The sequence below is a fragment of the Castellaniella denitrificans genome, assembly GCF_027214045.1.
Taxonomy (GTDB): Bacteria; Pseudomonadota; Gammaproteobacteria; order Burkholderiales; family Burkholderiaceae_B; genus Castellaniella; species Castellaniella denitrificans_A.
This window is the reverse complement of record NZ_JAPWHE010000002.1, coordinates 305,049-321,726: the sequence shown is the minus strand read 5'-3', so window position 1 is coordinate 321,726 and position 16,678 is coordinate 305,049. Positions and strand designations below refer to the sequence as shown.

At 60.0% G+C, this 16,678-nt stretch carries 18 protein-coding genes; 9 read left to right on the top strand and 9 right to left on the bottom strand.

Annotated features, from left to right (window positions below):
* Positions 1 to 79: 79 nt before the first annotated feature.
* The 6 genes from O4H32_RS05630 (at position 80) to O4H32_RS05605 (ending at position 4,649) form a co-directional block, all read left to right on the top strand.
* The gene (locus O4H32_RS05630; RefSeq protein ID WP_269357575.1) at positions 80 to 340 is read left to right on the top strand and encodes an NADPH-dependent FMN reductase; all 261 of its coding nucleotides are present in this window, start codon (positions 80 to 82) and stop codon (positions 338 to 340) included.
* A complete protein-coding gene (locus O4H32_RS05625; protein ID WP_269357573.1) occupies positions 292 to 552 on the top strand; it encodes an NADPH-dependent FMN reductase in 261 nt (86 codons plus the stop codon). The genes O4H32_RS05630 and O4H32_RS05625 overlap by 49 nt, the downstream gene beginning before the upstream one ends.
* A gap of 35 nt (positions 553 to 587) precedes the next feature.
* Positions 588 to 1,735 (top strand): IS3 family transposase gene (locus tag O4H32_RS05620; protein WP_269357571.1). Its coding sequence is split into 2 segments (ribosomal slippage): positions 588 to 831 and positions 831 to 1,735, totalling 1,149 coding nucleotides; the frame shifts between segments, so codons are not numbered across the junction.
* 160 nt (positions 1,736 to 1,895) lie between these two features.
* Entirely contained in the window at positions 1,896 to 2,120 is a 225-nt protein-coding gene (locus tag O4H32_RS05615; RefSeq protein WP_331284275.1) for an antitoxin VbhA family protein, read from the top strand.
* Between the two features lie 219 nt (positions 2,121 to 2,339).
* The gene (locus O4H32_RS05610; RefSeq protein WP_269357470.1) at positions 2,340 to 3,770 is read left to right on the top strand and encodes a hypothetical protein; all 1,431 of its coding nucleotides are present in this window, start codon (positions 2,340 to 2,342) and stop codon (positions 3,768 to 3,770) included.
* Between the two features lie 105 nt (positions 3,771 to 3,875).
* Positions 3,876 to 4,649 carry a hypothetical protein gene (locus tag O4H32_RS05605; RefSeq protein ID WP_269357468.1) on the top strand — a complete coding sequence of 258 codons (774 nt, stop codon included), beginning with the start codon at positions 3,876 to 3,878 and terminating at the stop codon, positions 4,647 to 4,649.
* Positions 4,650 to 4,868: 219 nt separating this feature from the next.
* On the opposite strand, the gene O4H32_RS05600 is transcribed toward O4H32_RS05605, so the two are convergent.
* The 6 genes from O4H32_RS05600 to O4H32_RS05575 all read right to left on the bottom strand — a co-directional run bounded on the left by O4H32_RS05600 (position 4,869) and on the right by O4H32_RS05575 (position 11,329).
* Positions 4,869 to 6,257 carry an HD-GYP domain-containing protein gene (locus tag O4H32_RS05600; protein WP_269357466.1) on the bottom strand — a complete coding sequence of 463 codons (1,389 nt, stop codon included), beginning with the start codon at positions 6,255 to 6,257 and terminating at the stop codon, positions 4,869 to 4,871.
* A gap of 112 nt (positions 6,258 to 6,369) precedes the next feature.
* On the bottom strand, positions 6,370 to 8,898 hold the full coding sequence (locus O4H32_RS05595; RefSeq protein WP_269357464.1) for a hypothetical protein: 2,529 nt from the start codon (positions 8,896 to 8,898) through the stop codon (positions 6,370 to 6,372).
* Positions 8,899 to 8,921: 23 nt separating this feature from the next.
* Positions 8,922 to 9,347 carry a CesT family type III secretion system chaperone gene (locus O4H32_RS05590; protein ID WP_269357462.1) on the bottom strand — a complete coding sequence of 142 codons (426 nt, stop codon included), beginning with the start codon at positions 9,345 to 9,347 and terminating at the stop codon, positions 8,922 to 8,924.
* A gap of 47 nt (positions 9,348 to 9,394) precedes the next feature.
* Positions 9,395 to 9,808: a CesT family type III secretion system chaperone gene (locus O4H32_RS05585; RefSeq protein WP_269357461.1), complete on the bottom strand. Its 414-nt coding sequence runs from the start codon at positions 9,806 to 9,808 to the stop codon at positions 9,395 to 9,397.
* 16 nt (positions 9,809 to 9,824) lie between these two features.
* Positions 9,825 to 10,238 (bottom strand): type III secretion system chaperone, encoded by a 414-nt coding sequence (locus O4H32_RS05580; protein ID WP_269357459.1) that lies wholly within the window; start codon positions 10,236 to 10,238, stop codon positions 9,825 to 9,827.
* Positions 10,239 to 10,399: 161 nt separating this feature from the next.
* Complete coding sequence (locus O4H32_RS05575; RefSeq protein WP_269357457.1) at positions 10,400 to 11,329, bottom strand: LysR family transcriptional regulator; 930 nt, start codon at positions 11,327 to 11,329, stop codon at positions 10,400 to 10,402.
* A 111-nt stretch (positions 11,330 to 11,440) separates the two neighbouring features.
* On the opposite strand from O4H32_RS05575, the gene O4H32_RS05570 reads away from it, so the two are divergent.
* Positions 11,441 to 12,142, top strand: coding sequence for a pirin family protein (locus O4H32_RS05570; RefSeq protein ID WP_269357455.1), 702 nt, complete (start codon positions 11,441 to 11,443; stop codon positions 12,140 to 12,142).
* Positions 12,143 to 12,213: 71 nt separating this feature from the next.
* Positions 12,214 to 12,609 carry a DoxX family protein gene (locus O4H32_RS05565; RefSeq protein ID WP_269357454.1) on the top strand — a complete coding sequence of 132 codons (396 nt, stop codon included), beginning with the start codon at positions 12,214 to 12,216 and terminating at the stop codon, positions 12,607 to 12,609.
* Between the two features lie 84 nt (positions 12,610 to 12,693).
* On the opposite strand, the gene O4H32_RS05560 is transcribed toward O4H32_RS05565, so the two are convergent.
* The 3 genes from O4H32_RS05560 to O4H32_RS05550 form a co-directional block, all read right to left on the bottom strand.
* Positions 12,694 to 13,521, bottom strand: coding sequence for an SDR family oxidoreductase (locus O4H32_RS05560; RefSeq protein ID WP_269357453.1), 828 nt, complete (start codon positions 13,519 to 13,521; stop codon positions 12,694 to 12,696).
* Positions 13,505 to 13,918, bottom strand: coding sequence for a hypothetical protein (locus tag O4H32_RS05555; protein ID WP_269357451.1), 414 nt, complete (start codon positions 13,916 to 13,918; stop codon positions 13,505 to 13,507). Before O4H32_RS05555 ends, O4H32_RS05560 begins: the two co-directional genes overlap by 17 nt.
* Before the next feature lie 536 nt (positions 13,919 to 14,454).
* On the bottom strand, positions 14,455 to 14,862 hold the full coding sequence (locus O4H32_RS05550) for a hypothetical protein (RefSeq protein WP_269357449.1): 408 nt from the start codon (positions 14,860 to 14,862) through the stop codon (positions 14,455 to 14,457).
* A 375-nt stretch (positions 14,863 to 15,237) separates the two neighbouring features.
* Here O4H32_RS05550 and O4H32_RS05545 point away from each other — a divergent pair, with 375 nt between their 5' ends.
* Complete coding sequence (locus tag O4H32_RS05545; RefSeq protein ID WP_269357447.1) at positions 15,238 to 16,659, top strand: hypothetical protein; 1,422 nt, start codon at positions 15,238 to 15,240, stop codon at positions 16,657 to 16,659.
* The last annotated feature ends 19 nt before the right edge of the window (positions 16,660 to 16,678 follow it).

Sequence of the window (16,678 nt, the reverse complement as noted above, 5' to 3'; positions counted from 1 at the left end):
AAGAACCTTCACTGAATTGGAATGCGGGTCGGCGGACGAACGATGGCATCTTCTCATGCATTGTTGAAGGGGGATTCACATGACGACCCACAATGTCGGCTGCCTGTTTGGTAGCCTTGCCAAGGCTTCAATCAATCGTCAGTTTGCCAAGGCATTAGTGAAACTGGCACCGCCCGAGTTGGTGTGTACCGAGAGCCCGATCAAGGGCCTGCCGCTCTACAATTACGATTATGCCGCCGACTACCCACCGGTGGCACGAGCCTTCAAGCAAACCATCGCCAGTGTCGATGGCTGCTCTTCGTCACGCCAGAATACAACCGTTCGATCTCAGGCGGCCTGAAAAACGCGATTGACTGGGCCGGTCGTCCATGGGGACAGAACTCCTTCACGCGCAAGCCCTGCGCCGTAATTGGCACATCGCCCGGGGCCATCGGCACAGCGGTGGCCCAGCAGAGCTTGCGCAGCGTACTTGTCTTTTGCAACGCGCCTCAGATGAACGCGCCAGAGGCCTTGAATCGGCCCGGAATCACTAGACACCCACGTGCCTCATAATGAGGCGTTGAGGAGTTGTCATGAGTACGAATGCCATGCAGAAGCGATTTTCCGAGGAATTCAAGATCGAAGCGGTGCGCCAGACGACTGAGCGTGGCCACAAGGTTGCTGACGTTGCGGCCCGCCTGGGGGTGAGCACCTGGAGCTTGTACCAGTGGCGCAAGCAGTATGCAGGCGACGAGGGCGCACGCCGTGATGTGAACGAGCAGTCCCAGGAGGTGCGGCGCCTGAAGGCGGAGCTACGACGGGTCACCGAGGAGCGTGACATCTTAAAAAAAGCCGCGGCGTACTTCGCGAAGCAGTCCCAGTGAAGTACGCCTTTGTCCGGGATCATGCAGCCATCTTCCCGGTGCGGCGTATGTGTGCTGTGCTTGATGTTCATCCCAGCGGCTACTACGCCTGGCGTCGCTCTCCACACAGCGCCCGAATCCTGGAGGATCGGCGGCTGATGGAGCTCATTCGTCAGAGCTGGCAGGACAGCGATCGCCTCTACGGCTATCGCAAGGTCACTCACGATCTGCGGGATCTTGGTGAGCGCTGTGGCAGGCATCGAGTGGCGCGGCTCATGCGCGAGAATCGCCTGCGCTCGCAGACCGGATACAAACGACGCCCAGGCAATCGGTATGGACGTCCCAGCTTGGTGGCTGACAATCTCCTGCAGCAGCAGTTTGATGTGGCGGCGCCGGATCAGGCGTGGGTCACCGACATCACCTACATCCGCACGCACGAGGGATGGCTGTATCTGGCCGTGGTGCTGGATCTCTTCGCCCGCACCGTGGTGGGTTGGTCCATGAGCAGTCGCATCGACAGCGATCTGGTGCTCAACGCCTTGCTTGCCGCCGTCTGGCGCAGGCGCCCCAAGAATGAGGTCATCATCCACAGCGACCAGGGCAGTCAGTTCGGCAGCCACGACTGGCGTGACTTCCTGAAGACCCACAAACTCAAGCCCAGCATGAGTCGGCGCGGTAACTGCCACGACAACGCCGTGGCCGAGAGCTTCTTCCAGTTGCTCAAACGAGAGCGAATCCGGCGCCGCGTCTATACCACCCGGGAGCAAGCCAGGGCCGATATCTTCGATTACATCGAGATGTTCTACAACCCGAAGAGGCGACACGGCCACGCAGGAGAGGTGTCCCCGGTAGAATTTGAGAGACGCCATTTTTTGAAAACCGGGACTGTCTAGAAAACCCGGGGCGATTCACTGCCGTCAATCGGGAAAACCTATTGATAGCCACAAAAACAAGACAATTTCTGCGTGAAACCTTTTTGCCTGTTTCCTCTACAAATCACCAAAAAAATCCCACACCTTGTAAAATAGCGTTACCTAAAGCACGGGGACAACCATGGCTGAGATGGGTTCGCACGAAACGGAACTAACTAAAACGATATCCGGTGCCGAGCGCGACCGACGTATAGCGGCCGTCAATTACGCACGCGTATCAGTCGGCTTGGAGGGATTCTCGCTCAGTGCACAAGATGAAGAACATGCTCAACGGTTCATCAACGGGGACATTGACCTCGAGGAATTTGTGCAACCGCGTAGTGCCTTGGCAAGCCCAAAAGCTTAGTCATGACGAAGAAAATATAGGTGGTTGAAGCTAGTGCAGGATAGGCTATCGCCGGTTTTTGTCACTCAGTTTCGACAGTGCGCTAACAATTTTGATTTCGTCGTAGCTTCTGGTGTGTCCTCAGACAAGAAACTTCCAGAAGATGTAGAGCCTCCGGTTCCTAAATGAGATTCCGGCAAAAAGCAAAACAATCAAGGCGTAGACGCCAAGGAGGTCGTAGTGTCCGTAAAGAGCCTATCTGATTACTATGGCATTGATCCTGCAATTTTTGATAAATCAGGAGCACTCGATCCCATCTTGGGGATTGACACACGCTTATTCATTGACCCTCGTCTATTAGATACAACGACTGCGCCTGAACTATCAGGAAGCGCGGCGAACGTTTCGACTCATTTCTGTGATGTGCTAACCATCGTAGAAAAGATTCGGAAGACCGGTGACGTGTTTTGGCGAGCAGCTGATAAGAAACTTCAGTTTCCTGAAGTCAAAGGGCTATCTATCGGCTATACGGGGGCAGGAGTCGACGGCCGAGGCATGGGCAAGAAGACACGGGCGAAACTTCTAGAGACTATCCAAGAGATTATTTCTGCGGGGAACAACGATCCTGCAATTTTTGAGCTTGTTGGCGTCTTTGAGGATGGAATTGGCCCTGACTTCATAAGCGACATGATTGCCACAATCATCATGCCTGATTTAATCCGCTTCACTCAGCGAGTTTGCGATGAAACAGGCATTCCTACGGAAGAGCAAAGACTTTCTCGAGACCACCAGAAAGTAAGGCTACCAAAAAATCCATATTCAGATTCGCCTCTGGTATTAGTTCCGAAGGATGTATTAAGGGAGCTTCCGGTAGCAGAGAACATGCAAGATGTGTTCTACATTGCGGAGCAAAATGAAGAACTCAGGCGTGAGCTGAATAAATACATTGGAGATTCCTGGCGAAGCAGAACAACTTCGGAAAAAAAATATGGGTTGAGGAAGTCTTTTATAGAGAATCCTCAAACGCTTAAAGATGTTGTCGCAGCATATCTGAAATTCGACATCAGTCCCTACAATTTTTCAGACGATCCATCAGGACAAGTTCTTTGGTATACAAGAACAAGAAACCTTCCTAATGAACATGCTCTTCCTTTAAGTCTCCCAAAGAAACCCACAGCAAAAGACGTTCTTGGAGTTGTTAAATCAATCTGTGAGCAGTTCAGACACCTGATTGAAGATGGGCAACTATGCAGGTTGCTTTACGACCAAGATGGGAAACCGAAGCATGAATCCGCCGCACAGCTTCTCTTCTTTGGTGTGGCGTCAGCATACTGCGAGGCAAATTCTCTTGACCTCTCTCCTGAAAGCGACTCCGGCAGAGGCCCCGTAGATTTCAAGCTAAGCTCAGGGTTTAAAGGCAAGGTTCTCGTCGAGATCAAGCTCACCAGTAACAAGAATCTCCTTAAAGGTTTCCAAACCCAACTTCCGATATATCAGAAGTCGGAAAAAAGCCAGTACGGGATCTACCTTGTCTTAGACAACGGCGGAGCAACGGAACAACGGCTACTAACTTTTAGAGAGGCCGTAGGAAAAACCAAAGATCACACCCTTGAGGTTTTTTGGGTCGATGGAACTCCTAAACCCTCCGCCAGCAAGGCCAAAGAATTGTAGGCCCACCGAAGGCAACAGTTAATTCATGCACCAACCCATAAGAATCCCCCCCTAACCCACTCGGTATTTTTTCTTATCTTATCAAATCAATCTTGAGGAGTTTTCATGTCGTTCGACGCAAAGGTATTTAAAATACTAATAGCTAGCCCAGGCGATGTTGATGAAGAGCGGCAGGCAATACCCGAGGTTATCTCGAGATGGAATATAGCAAACGCAGAATCGAACTCGGTAGTATTGCTGCCAGTAAAATGGGAGACACACTCTGCGCCACTTCTTGGTGATCGAGCACAAGGAGTGATAAACAATCAAATTGTCACTTCGTGCGATATGGCTATCGGAGTTTTCTGGACGAGACTCGGGTCGCCTACTGGCGTCAGTGAAAGCGGAACGGCCGAAGAGATCGAGTGGTTTATACAAAACCAAAAGCCTGTCATGGTCTATTTTTCATCAAGAAACATAGATCCTACCAAGCTCGATATAGATCAGTACAAGGCTCTAAAAGACTTCGAAAAGAAAATGCAAAAACTTGGTCTAACTGGTTCTTATACAAGCATCACTGATTTTAAGGAACAGTTATTGAATCAGATTTCCGTGAACGTACGTCTTTTGCTTTCTGGCACACCGGCCATTCCACCTACAGCTAAGGAAGTTAAAGAGAAGGCGGCATCGCTTAAGAAAATCGTCAAGGAAGGACGCATTTTCATGGAAGATTACGAGAAAGATGGTGCAATCAAATCATTCATAGTCAAAGGCGACACCAAATCCATTAAAGAGCAACTCAAAGAACTTGGTGGCCGCTGGAACTCCACGCTTGGCGGTTGGGTTTTCTCGAAGTCCAAAGAGGTGGAGGTTGCTGAGTTCATCAAAAAGAATGCCTGACGCTGTACCTGTACTGCACCGAACTTCGGTACAGTACAGGTACAGTGACCAGTTTCCATCAATTCAGGTAAAATACGCTAACCTACTGATTTGAAACTAGTTTTACCTATTTCAACCTTCGCTAGAATTCGCCCCATTTCCCTGTAGAAACACTGTAAATCGCCAACTCAAAATCCCCCGCCGCAAGGCGTGCCGGTTCGATTCCGGCCCCGGGCACCATCAAGAATCTTCCACACACTCAGATCCCGTCGACGGCAAATCGCCCTCTGTCCCCACGCTGGCGCACAGGGCATCGAAGCAGGTGGGATCCAGAGCGGTTCCCACGGTTTTCCGCATCATGTCGAGCGTCTGGTCCACGGGGATTGCGCCCCGGTACGGACGCTCGGCCGTGATGGCATCGAAAATATCGGCGGTGGTGATGATGCGCGTTTCGAGCGCGATGCTGTCGGCGGCGATGCCGCGCGGGTATCCCGCCCCATCCAGGCGCTCGTGGTGTGCGCCGGCAATGCGGGCCAGTTCGGCAAACCCGCTGAAACGCCCCAGGATGGATTCCGTGTATTCGGCATGCCGTCTCACCGCCGCCCATTCCGCGGCATCCAGGCTGCCCGCCTTGTCGAGCACGCTGTTGCTGACCCCCAGCTTGCCCACATCGTGCAGCAATGCCCCGCGATACAGCCAGCGTCTCAAGGCGGAATCCATGCCCAGCTTGACCGCGATGGCGTCGGCATACCGGGCCACACGACTGCTGTGGCCGCTTGTGTAGGGGCTTTTGGCATCGACGACCTGGCCAAACGCCGCGGCGATATCGTCCAGATAATCATCGTCGATCAGCACCTGGCGCCCCTGCGGTTCGATGCCATGCACCCGGGCGGGCAGATCGTCGGCCGCCAGCGCCTGCCAGAATGCGGGATCGGTGGCCACTGTTTCAAAGGCTTTGACCAGATCCGGGTCGAACCAGCGGCCCGCACGCAACCTGACCTCGTCCAGGGCGGCCTGCGGCCCGCCTTGGGTGTGGAACACATCGATGACCTGTGACAGCAGGGCGGTGCGGGCATACAGCGGGATGGCGGACCCGGCCAGACCCTCGGGCCGGCCCTGGCCGTTGAAATGTTCATCCAGGCTGAGGATGCCGTCGGCCACCGCGTGCGGAAAGCGCAGCATCAGGGCGATCTCCGCGCCCCGGTGACACCGGGTGGCGATCAGTTCCCGCGCGACGGCATCGGCGTCCCGGACCACGGAAAAAATCCGGCGGAAGCGCTCCGCCAGCCCGGCCTTCAGGCCGGTGTGCGTGAGCACGAACGACAAGGCGCTGGGCAGGCTGTCGCCCACCTTTTTGTAATCTCGCTTGAACTGCAGATCATCGGTGAGATACAGCTCGCAGATTCTGGCGGCATTGCTGCTGCAACCCAGATCCTTCAGCAGCAGTGTGTAATACAGTTCCCACATCGAGGACTCATCGAGTCCGATGACCTGCCCGATGTGCATGCCGATCCAGCAACAGCGCACGCAATGACCGGGGGGCTGGCCTTCGGTGATGTCGAGCGCGTGACTGAACGCCCCGATCAACTCGGACAGCCGGATACGTTCTGGCAACGGGGGAATCTGCATAGGATGATCTCCGTGAGCGCGGGCCTTGAAGCGATCGGGTCGAAACCCGGCGCCAGACGGTCAAAGGCCGTCCCCACAGTATGCGGGGACGGCCTTTTTCCTGGTGCGCAGATCAGACGCGCTGCGAGATGACGCGCAATTCGCTGTCGTTTTGCAACAGCTGATAGCTATCGTTGTCCCGCTGGAGCAGCACCTGTTCCTGAGCCAGGTCTTTCAGGAGTTGCTCGCGACGGCCGCGCAGGCTTTCCAGAGACCAGCGTCCGTAGTCCTCTCCCGCGACACCCAGTGTCTTGTTCGAGTTCTCGTAACGCTGCACCAGCGCCTCGTCATCCAGTTCGTCAAGCGCCACCTGGCCGGATCCGTAGGCATCGCGGTAGGCGGTGCTCATCATCCGCAGTTGCGCGATCATGGAATGCTCGGGCGCGTCGAACACGGAGGACACCAGCTCATCGCGGTCGAGTTTTTCGAAGCGCAGCTTCAGGACATCCTTGCCGTCTTCCACACTGGTCTCGAACACGACGCGGTTGGCGCCGCCAGGCAACTTGCCCGAGGAATCGTTGATCCACATCTGGCCGGCATGGTTGGTCGCCTCGCGCCATTCGTTCCCCGCACCGACCGGGCTCATGAACAAGGACGTCATGGAGTTCGATGCGCCGGCCAGGAACTGGAAGAAGCGCCTGTCGGGATCGTTCAGCACCAGGCCGCCGGAATCGTCGATTCTGACGCCATGCGCGTTGTCCTCGCCCACATCGCGGGCCAGCACGTCGAAGTAGTGGCACAGGGCCCGCGTGGTCGGCTGGCCGCTGTTGACGACATAGCGGCTGTCGTCCTTGTCGGTCACGACCAACGTGCCGAACGAGCCGCCGGAGCCATCCTGGATATGGCGTACGACGTTCTCGCCCAGACGCAGCACGGGCTTGATCGACTCGCTCTGGCGATCGAGCTGCTGGACCCGTTGCTGCACTTCCCGCGGATCGGTCGGCCGTTCCTGGGACAGGCCCAGCAGGCGCCGGGAGGTCTTGTCCAGCAGGTCGGTCTTGACGATGCTGTCGTTCACGGGCTGCTGCAGCAGGCCCAGGCCCTGCGAGAAAGTCTTTTCGTAGGCCTGCTCGTCGGCGCGATCCATCTTCTGGATCAGGCTCATGCGCGTCAGACCCAGGGCATCACCCAGGAACTGGCCGGCGCGCGTCAGGCCCTGCACGACCGGCGCGAAGAAGGAAGAGAACGCCTGCTTGACGCGGCCAAAGCCCGACAGCGTCTCGTTGCGCGCGGATCCGTCGCCAACCTTCACGGGCAGGCGCGGCGTGCTTTGCTCGATCCGGGATTCCGATTCCACGTCCTTGCGTCCCACGACCTGCCGGTCGATCACTTCCAGTTCCAGCTCCAGCCGCTCGATCTTTTCCATGCGGCCCTGGGACACCATCATCAGTTTTCCGGAAAGCTCCTGACGCTGCGTTTCCTGCATGGACAACTGCTTGACCTGCTCGAGCAGCGTGTTGATTTCGACGAGGCTTTCCTCGATGACTTTTATCGCGGTCTGGTCCGTCACGTTGCTGGGCAGATCACGCAGCGCGCTGAGCGCCAGGTAGGAGCCCCCCAGAACCGAGACCAGATTGCCCGAGATGCCGCCGCCGGTCAGCGAAGACAAGGTGGAACCGCCATACGCGATTCCCGCCCCCGCCGCGCACCAGCCCAGGGTCGAGACGGCCTGTCCGAACGCGGCCTGCGCCGTCTTGCTCCAGCGCCATGCGTGGTCCCGCAGTTCCAGCGAAGACACATCCGGCTTGATCTTGGAAGGATCCTGATCCTTGTCCATGATGCTCTTGCCCGTGACCTTCTCGACCTGCTCGTTGAGTTTCTGCAGGCATTTCGCCGTATCGATCTGCAACTTTTCGATCTGGCCGAGATTCTTTTCGCTCACGCTGCGGGTGTCTTCCTGCACGGACACGGACTCGGACTTGGTGTTGCCGCCCATCAGCCAGTTCCACGCGGAATAGGCGACGCCCAGGGTATTCTTCATGAAACCCTGATTCATCTGCTGGATTTCTTCCTTGGGCGCCTGTTCTTCGATCGGGTCGGACTCTTTCTTGCCGACGCGGAAACCCTCGCGCAGCAAGGCGCTGTCCTTGTCCATCCGCAGGTTGTCCTGCCTGGAAATGGGAACCGGCTCCAGGAACAGAGGATCCTCTTCGGTCCCGTCCAGTGCGTCGTACCAGACATCCCCGTTCTCATCGATTTCCCCGATGTCGACATACCGCGGCTTCACCGACGAGGATTCGATCTCGTCCTCGTCCTCGTCGACGATCTGTCGCTGATCGACGACCTCGAACTCGTCCTCATCGACAACCGACTCTTCGTCGTCATACAGGCCGGGATTCATCTGTCCCACGAACTCGTTGGCGGCCCCGAGCAGGTTCGCGCCCGCGTTCCACAGCGTGGCGAAGAACCCCCGGGATTCCTGCCCGCCGCTCAGCACTTCCTGACGGACCGTGCCGTCCGAAACCTTGATATCGTGCCCTTCCAGTTCACCGCTGCCCGACTTGATCCCCGTCTGTTGCGACAGGCCCTTGTCTTGCACCAGCGATTCGTCGTGATGCACGTGCACCGGCACGTGCCCAACGCCATTTTGCACACCACCCATGGTCATCTCCCTCAAGCGTTCACTCAGGCCGCCAGGGGCGGCAGCATGGCCGGCGCACGGCCCTGGACGATTTCGCGCCAGACCCGGGCGGTTTCGGAAAACGCATCCAGCAGGGCGGACAGCGCCTGGGCCGAACACAGGGCCAGGGGAATCCGGCCGCACAGCAAGACTTCGCCGGAAGGCTCATGCAGACCGATCGTGTTGCCGCCCGTGCCGCTCCACAGGGCATTGGCCTGCAGCATGAGGCGATAGACCGCCTCGAGCCCGGCGGCGGCGTCAGGCCGCCCCAGGCGGGCAAAGAACACGACTTCTCCGGCGTCTCCGCCCTCGTTCAGCAGTCCGATGGTCACATCGCCCACGACGACCTCTTCGGTCGTCAGCAGCGTGTCGGCCGGGGACAGGCCCACGAATTGCGCGTAGCGTTCCAGCAGTTCGGTGTAGTTCGACATAGGGTTCTCCAATTCAATTCATTCAGTGAGGTGAAAAGACGCCGGTACTAGGCTTGCAGGTTCAGTTGCTGCCGCCAGATCAGTGCGAGGACGGCAAGATGGCGCATCGTTCTGGCCAGTGCCTGCGCACCGGCCTCGGCGCCCAGTCGTTGGGCCAGCACCACCTTGCCTGTGTTTTGTTGCATGCCGAATGTCGCGCCTTCGGTGCCCAGGCCGAACGCATTGGCGCGCAGCAATTCCCGGCGCACGTGGCCGGCGCCGTCTTCCGGGACCGTCCCGACCGGGCAGAACACCTGGATCACGGGATCGGCCTCCGTCTCCGTCTCCGGTTCCAGGATCAGGCCGACCGGCACGCCGTCGATCGTCAGTTCGCCCGAGCGCAGCAATGCCGCGCCGTCCACGCCGATATGCGCGGCCAGATTCATCAGGGCATTCTCATAGGTTTTCGTTGCTGAAGACATCTTCGTGGCCTCCTTTTCAGTCCAGGGCGGGCGACAGTTCACGGTCCAGATGCGCCAGCCAGCGGCGGGCATCGGCAACCAGCGCGCGCAGGATCCTTTCGAGTCCCTGCGGTGAGACCTCGGCCGCCCGGACGGACCGGCTCAGGACGACGGCATCGTCGTCGCCGTACAGGCCCAGCGTATTGCCCCGGGTTCCAGCCCAGAGATTGTTGGCCTGCAGGAACAGACGGTGAAGGGCTTCCGCGTGCGCGGTCGGCACCACGCCGACGTCGACGCAGGCGATGATCCAGTCTTCTCCTTCGGTCGTCCGTATCCGGGTCAACCCCGTGGGGCAACCATCGATGATGAATTCCCGCAGCCTGGGCACTTCAGCCACGCCGAGCGCCAGGAAGCGCTCCAGTTCGGCCGCATGGTGTTCGTTTCGAGCCATCTTTCCTCCAATCGTGTAGGGCAGATCCGTCAGGCCCCGTCGGCCTGCTCTTACCTGAGTGCCGGAAACGGGCGGCAGGTTCCCAATAGAAGAAAAAGGTGGCGCACGGCTCCGGTCACGATGGTGTGCCGGGAGGGCAGAGCCCGGCCGCGGCGGCCCGCTCAACGGCCGGTTGCGGCCTCGATTGCCCAGGGCTCCCGGATGAAGGATTGGGCAAGGTATTCGATCAGCGCCTGGACGCGGGCAGGCCGGTTGCGTCCCGGCGGGGTGACGACGTGCAGCGCCAGCGGTTCGGTTTCCCAGGGTTCCATGGCGGTTTCCAGCGCGCCGGACCGCAGCTCGGGCCAGACGAGGAATTCCGGCTGCAGTGCCAGCCCCAGACCGGCCCGCAACGCCGGCATCAGCGCGTCGGCATTGTTGGTCCGCATCAGGGTCGGCATGACCTGGGAGAACTCGCCGTGCTCGGGGTGGCGGAAATGCCAGGTCGAACCGCCGCGCGCGTAGGCGTACTGCAGCGCCCGGTGGCCCGCCAGGTCGCGCGGGTGGCGCGGCTTGCCATGGCGTTCGAAATAGGCGGGGGTCCCCACCAGCAGGACGCGGACGCGGCACAGGCGGCGGGCCAGCAGGCTGGAGTCCGCCAGCCGGGCGATGCGCAGCGCCAGATCGAAGCGCTCGGCCACCAGGTCCGCCTGCGCGTCGTCGAAACGCACATCCAGTTCGACGTCCGGGTGGGCGGCCATGAAATCCGGCAGCAGAGGCGCCAGGCGCGCGATGCCGAAGGACATCGGGGCGGATACCCGGACCAGGCCGCGCAGACTCTTGGACTGCTCCGCGACTTCGGCCTCGACCGCCTCGCCTTCTTCGAGGATGCGCGCGGCGCGTTCCAGCGCCACGCGGCCGCTTTCGGTCAGTGACAGGCGGCGCGAGGTGCGATGGAACAGCACGGTCTTCATCCGGGTTTCGAGGCGGGTGACGGCCTTGGACACCGTGGCCTGCGACAGTTCGCAGGCCGCCGCCGCGCGCGCGAACGAACCCGTTTCCGCCACTTTGGCGAACAGGGCCCAGGCTTCCAGGTCAGGCAGTTTCTTCATGCGCATATCGTATCAAAAATAGAAATGATGAGATTCTATTCTTGATCTTCTCGTCATGATCCGCAGACCCTACACTGCCTCATCGTTATCCGGAACCCACGGGAGATCGTCATGATTGAACACCGCCCCTATGCCAGCCTCGGCGCCGCCCAACACGGCTGGCTCGATGCCCGCCATCATTTTTCCTTTGCCGAATACCACGACCCCGCCCGGGTCCACTGGGGCGCGCTGCGCGTCTGGAATGACGACACGATCCAGCCGGGCACGGGTTTTCCACCGCACCCGCACGCGGATATGGAAATCATCACTTATGTGCGCGAAGGCGCCATCACCCATCAGGACAACCAGGGCAACAAAGGCCGCACCCAGGCGGGCGATGTGCAGGTGATGAGCGCGGGCAGCGGCATCGTCCATTCGGAATACAACCTGGAGCCCGGCGTCACGCGGATCTTCCAGATCTGGATCTTCCCCGACCACAAGGGCGGGGCGCCCGGTTGGGGCTCGCGGCCTTTTCCCAAGGGCGACCGTTCCGGGCGTTTCGTGACCCTGGCCAGCGGCCTCGATGGCGATGACGAGGCGCTGCCGATCCGTGCCCGGGCGCGTGTGCTGGGCGCCACGGTCAAGGCCGGCGAGACGCTGGAATATCGTTTCGACGGCGGGCGTGTGGGCTACCTGGTGCCCGCCCTGGGGCAGGTCGAGGTCAACGGCGTCAGGCTGTATACCCGCGATGGCGCGGCGATCCGCGACGAGACCGCACTGCGCATCACCGCCCTAGAGGACGCCGAACTGGTCCTGGTCGACGCTTCGGCCTGAGCCCGGACGCTGGCCTCTCCGCTTCCCAACCCCTGTTCTTCAACCGATCTTTTCAACTTTCACTGAACATCATGGAAAATCGCCATCTCGCCATCCTCTCTCTCATCGGCCGCATCCTGATCGCCGTCCTGTTCCTGGTCGGCGTTTCGGGCAAGATCGCCGCGCCGGCGGGCACCATCGGCTATATCGCATCCAGCGGCATGCCATTGCCCACCCTGGCGTATGCCGTTTCCGTATTCGTCGAACTGGTGCTGCCGATCCTGCTGGTGCTGGGCTGGCGCACGCGGCTCAGCGCCGCCGTTCTGGCGCTGTTCAGCATCGTGGCCGCCCTGTTCTTCCACAGCCAGCTGGGCGACATGAACCAGTCGATCCATTTCTTCAAGAACCTGGCGATCGCCGGTGGACTGCTGCAACTTGCGGCTTTCGGTGGCGGGGCGCTGAGCCTGGACGCGCGGCGGGCACGCTGAGCCTACACGGCCGACCTGTGTCGCTGGATGCAGGTCTCCAGGACTGCTTCGCCGGGCCGGCACATGCCGCCCGGCGTTCCGCATTCAGGCGTGCTCGCCCTGCCGCGGTTTGCGCTTGCGCCGGGAGGCGGCCCGATCGTACAGGGCGTCGGGCACCAGCCGCAGCAGCCGGGCCACCCAGCCCATGGGCCAGGGGATGACGCGATAGGACACGCCGGCGTCGATGGCCCGCTGCGCCTTTTCGGCAAACCGCTCGACCGGCATCAGGAAAGGCATGCGGTAAGGATTGCGCGCCGTCATGGGCGTGGCGATGAAGCCGGGCGCCAGGGTCACCACGCGCACCCCGGTGCCATGCAGCTCGACCCGCAGGCTTTCGCAATAGGCGCGCACGGCGGCCTTCGACGCGCTGTAGGCGCCCGCGCCCGGCAGGCCGCGCACGCCCGCGACGCTGCCGATGCCCGCCAGGGTGCCGGACCCCCGCGTGCGCATCGGCGCGATGAAGGGCTCGAAAGTCGCCACCATGGCCAGGACGTTGGTGTCGAGAATGGCTTCGAAGACTGCGTAGTCCTCGGGGGCGTCCGTCAGGGTGCCCGCGCTGATTCCGGCGCTGGCGATGACCAGATCCACCGGTCCGCCGGCGAGAAAATCCTGCGCCGCGGCATGCAGCGCCGCGCGGTCACGTACGTCCAGCGCGTAGACGCGGTGGCCTTGTCCCGGCAGGCCGTCGACCAATGCCTGCAAGGCGTCGCGGCGTCGGCCGACCAGCCCCAGCTCGTCGCCCCGCGCCGCGTAGCGGCGCGCCAGGGCGGCGCCGATGCCGCTGCTGGCCCCCGTGATGAAGACGCGTTGCCGGGACGCGGGGCGAGAGGCCCCGTCCCATGCAAGACACGCAGCCTTACTGGATCGTGTCATTGTCCCGGCTGGCCAGGTGCTGTGCCCCGACGATTTCGATCTTGGCGCGCGGGTCGCCGTCCACGATCCGCAGGTCCAGTTCTATGTACTGGGATTTGTAGAGGGGGTGATCCCCCTCCGCAATAATCATGTCCATCTTCGTTTGGCGAAGCTCTGGATCATCCATCTTGCCAGCGATCAAAGGTATATCGATATCCTTGATGCAGACGGCCTGGACACGCAGCTCTCCTTCGACAGTGCGCACATCGTAAAGCACGTGCTGCCCACCCGGCGCCGTGATGTTATCTGCTGATTGCAGGAACGCGGCTATCGTCGATTGATTGCAGACTTCCATGATGGCCGTCCGTTGGCTTGGAGTGACCCCGAGCGCGGTCAATGCCTCGTCGAAATGCCCCATTCTTTCGTCCGGGCTTCCTTTCTGCAATGGGCTCCCCGACACGGAGTAGCTGGAGCGACAGAGATCCTTCTCAACCTGCTTCCGGGCGGAGCTGACTTCTCCATTGTTCCAGTAGTCGTCCCGATTCAGTTCCCGGCCCAATGCCTCCCGATCCACCGACAGCTTTTTGAAACTCAGGGAGAAACCCGGGCATTGATTTTTTTTGATGATGCGGCGTCGTCTCGGAATACAGGTCGAACAGGCATTTCTTGGCTTCCGTCCGGTTCGTGTTGCAGAACCAGTCCGCGACCTTGTCCTAGGCACGGGAAAAGATGCTGCCGATGTGGTTCCGGTCGGTGGCCTGCCGGACGTTCTGCACGTCCTGTGTAGCCAAGGAAACCGGGCCGAAGCGGCCTGCGGAAATATCGATGGTCATTGCGTTGCCCTTGTCATAAGCATTCACCTGGATCGAGTGAAGCGGCGCTTCGTCCCGACATCTTCAAATAAGTGACCGGTACGTGCCAGGGGTTCCATGCGAACGGTGCCGGCACGGATGGTCAGGCCTGCAGCGGCGGATGGAAATGATCCAGATAGGCCGCGACGACGCCGGGCAGCACTTTGCCCGCCGTATAGCTGGCGACCGCCTCGCAGGCCAGACTGGCCGCCGTCGAGAACGGGGGCGGGAGGGTGGCCGCCGCGATGCCGCACGGCGCCTTGGCCAGCTCCTGGCCCACCCAGCCGCTGCCAATCTCCACCAGCACGTCGGACAGGCCTTCTCCGGACGTTTCCGGCTCTGGAGCCGCGTCATCCGCCTTGGCCAGCTCCTGGCCGCGCTGACTGATGTTGACCAGCGTGCTGCCCGCAGCCCGCACGAGCGCCGGCTGCGCCAGGTCGCCCGCCACGTGGCCGGCGATGGCGAGGCCGCCGCACAGGGCGCCTTTCATCGGCGTTCCATTTGGCAGCATGCGATTGCAGGCTGTCAGCGTCACTGTCTGAAAAACGTCACCCAGATCCATAAAATTCATCCAGCTTGTTGAAACCAAAGCGATCACCTGCGTGACAGCGACCCTTCACCTTTCGTCATGCGGCACTCCCGGCATGCAGCGGCACGGTACCATCCTTGCGCCGTCCACTTCAAGCGGGCACTGTTTTGCCAGCGAGCGCACCGCATCATGATACCTGGCCGGCGATCGGACAGACGGAGACGGTGGCGAGGGAACCTTACCCGCCTGATTGGCACTTATTTAGAAGGCATTGTTGCCGACAGATCCTAAGTCGCTGAGACTATTCGGCATCGGCCGGCTCAGAAACACCCACCTTCTTTCAAGAGCGAGTAAAGCATGGCGATCTCATTCAACGGACAGACACTCAATCAATCCCGTATTGATGCAATCATGCAATCCAATACCGCCGAGGAGGCCCAGCAGCGCATGGGGCTCTTCGACAAGATCAAGGACTGGTTCCGGGGCGGGGTCGAGAAAGCGGCGATCAAGGAGGCATTCGACCTGCTCAAGCAGCCCAATATCGACTTGGGGGATTCCGCCAACCTGGCCAAGCAGGAATCCCTGCTGCAGCATTTCACCCTGTTGCGCGGCGCCACCCAGGCGCCCTTCAGCGACCGCTACGCGCTGCAGGTGGACGTGGATGAAAGCGCACAGACCTGGTCCTACAGCATGCGGATCGATGAAAAAACGATCATTCAGTGCCAGGATCTGCCGGTCGGCAATGGCTATACCCTGGAGGCATTCAGGGATGCCCAGATGCTCATGCAGCTTGGCGCGGCTTTGCATGGCCAGACCCAGACGGATCCTCAGTCGCTGCTGGATCGTCTGCAAGAGCAGTTGACCGAGATGAATGCCATGCACAGTGGCCCCCAGGGCGCCATTGGTCAGAACAGTGCCCGCCTGGAGAAACTGGCCACCATCGGCAACGCGATCCTGAAGGAATATGGCACTTCGGTCACATGCAACCTGGATGTCTCCCATGCGCAGGCAGGCCTGCAGGCTTCGTTTGGCATCGGCTCGCAGAACATCAGCACGATTCCCTTGACTAATCGCGAAGACCTCACCGATGCGCTGATCTTGAATCAGAGCATGATCCTGCGTGGGTTGGACCTGACGCTCTCGGAAAAAGACCCGCATCAGGCCATCCGGGATGCCGTGCAAGACATGGTCGACGGGCCGGAACTGCAAGAGGCCATGAGGAACCGGCTGGATGATCCCATATTCAGTCACGCGAATTTCGTCGGCATCACGATCCCTGACCCGGAAACCTCCGGGAAGAACATCTTCCATGCCACATTCCGCGATCCGGCCCATCCCGGACAGGATCGGATCCTGGAGTTTTCGAATCGTCCGGGCAGCAACGGCGAATTGCGCGGTGCGCGGCTCCAGGACATGCTGTCAAACGGGCCTTATGGCAGCCTGGCCGGACTGATCAGCCAGGTTCATGGCACTGCGGAAGACGCGCAGATCATTTACGCCACCAACGGCGCCAGGCAGATGTTGAGCGCCACCGCCATGAACCTCAAGGGTGAAGCGACCGGCGATGGGGCATTGTTCAAGGACGAAGCGGAGGTCGACGACTTTATCCGCAATCTGAATACCCAACACCTGGGCTCCTTGCCCATCGCCAAGACTCATTATGCAGAGGTGGCGGCTCGCTGCGAATGGCCGTTATGGGAAACCGGTGGCGAATCGACCGTTTCCACCATCGACACGCTGTCTTCGCCACTGAGCGTCCCGCTCGATAAAATGGCCTGATGAAAGGGATGCGCAGGCC

Coding starts and splice junctions, on each gene's coding strand:
- O4H32_RS05550 (WP_269357449.1), bottom strand. CDS start 14,862: ATGCTGCCAAATGGAACGCCGATGAAAGGCGCCCTGTGCGGCGGCCTC.
- O4H32_RS05560 (WP_269357453.1), bottom strand. CDS start 13,521: ATGACACGATCCAGTAAGGCTGCGTGTCTTGCATGGGACGGGGCCTCT.
- O4H32_RS05605 (WP_269357468.1), top strand. CDS start 3,876: ATGTCGTTCGACGCAAAGGTATTTAAAATACTAATAGCTAGCCCAGGC.
- O4H32_RS05565 (WP_269357454.1), top strand. CDS start 12,214: ATGGAAAATCGCCATCTCGCCATCCTCTCTCTCATCGGCCGCATCCTG.
- O4H32_RS05630 (WP_269357575.1), top strand. CDS start 80: ATGACGACCCACAATGTCGGCTGCCTGTTTGGTAGCCTTGCCAAGGCT.
- O4H32_RS05555 (WP_269357451.1), bottom strand. CDS start 13,918: ATGGGGCATTTCGACGAGGCATTGACCGCGCTCGGGGTCACTCCAAGC.
- O4H32_RS05615 (WP_331284275.1), top strand. CDS start 1,896: ATGGCTGAGATGGGTTCGCACGAAACGGAACTAACTAAAACGATATCC.
- O4H32_RS05570 (WP_269357455.1), top strand. CDS start 11,441: ATGATTGAACACCGCCCCTATGCCAGCCTCGGCGCCGCCCAACACGGC.
- O4H32_RS05590 (WP_269357462.1), bottom strand. CDS start 9,347: ATGTCGAACTACACCGAACTGCTGGAACGCTACGCGCAATTCGTGGGC.
- O4H32_RS05545 (WP_269357447.1), top strand. CDS start 15,238: ATGGCGATCTCATTCAACGGACAGACACTCAATCAATCCCGTATTGAT.
- O4H32_RS05595 (WP_269357464.1), bottom strand. CDS start 8,898: ATGGGTGGTGTGCAAAATGGCGTTGGGCACGTGCCGGTGCACGTGCAT.
- O4H32_RS05575 (WP_269357457.1), bottom strand. CDS start 11,329: ATGAAGAAACTGCCTGACCTGGAAGCCTGGGCCCTGTTCGCCAAAGTG.
- O4H32_RS05580 (WP_269357459.1), bottom strand. CDS start 10,238: ATGGCTCGAAACGAACACCATGCGGCCGAACTGGAGCGCTTCCTGGCG.
- O4H32_RS05585 (WP_269357461.1), bottom strand. CDS start 9,808: ATGTCTTCAGCAACGAAAACCTATGAGAATGCCCTGATGAATCTGGCC.
- O4H32_RS05600 (WP_269357466.1), bottom strand. CDS start 6,257: ATGCAGATTCCCCCGTTGCCAGAACGTATCCGGCTGTCCGAGTTGATC.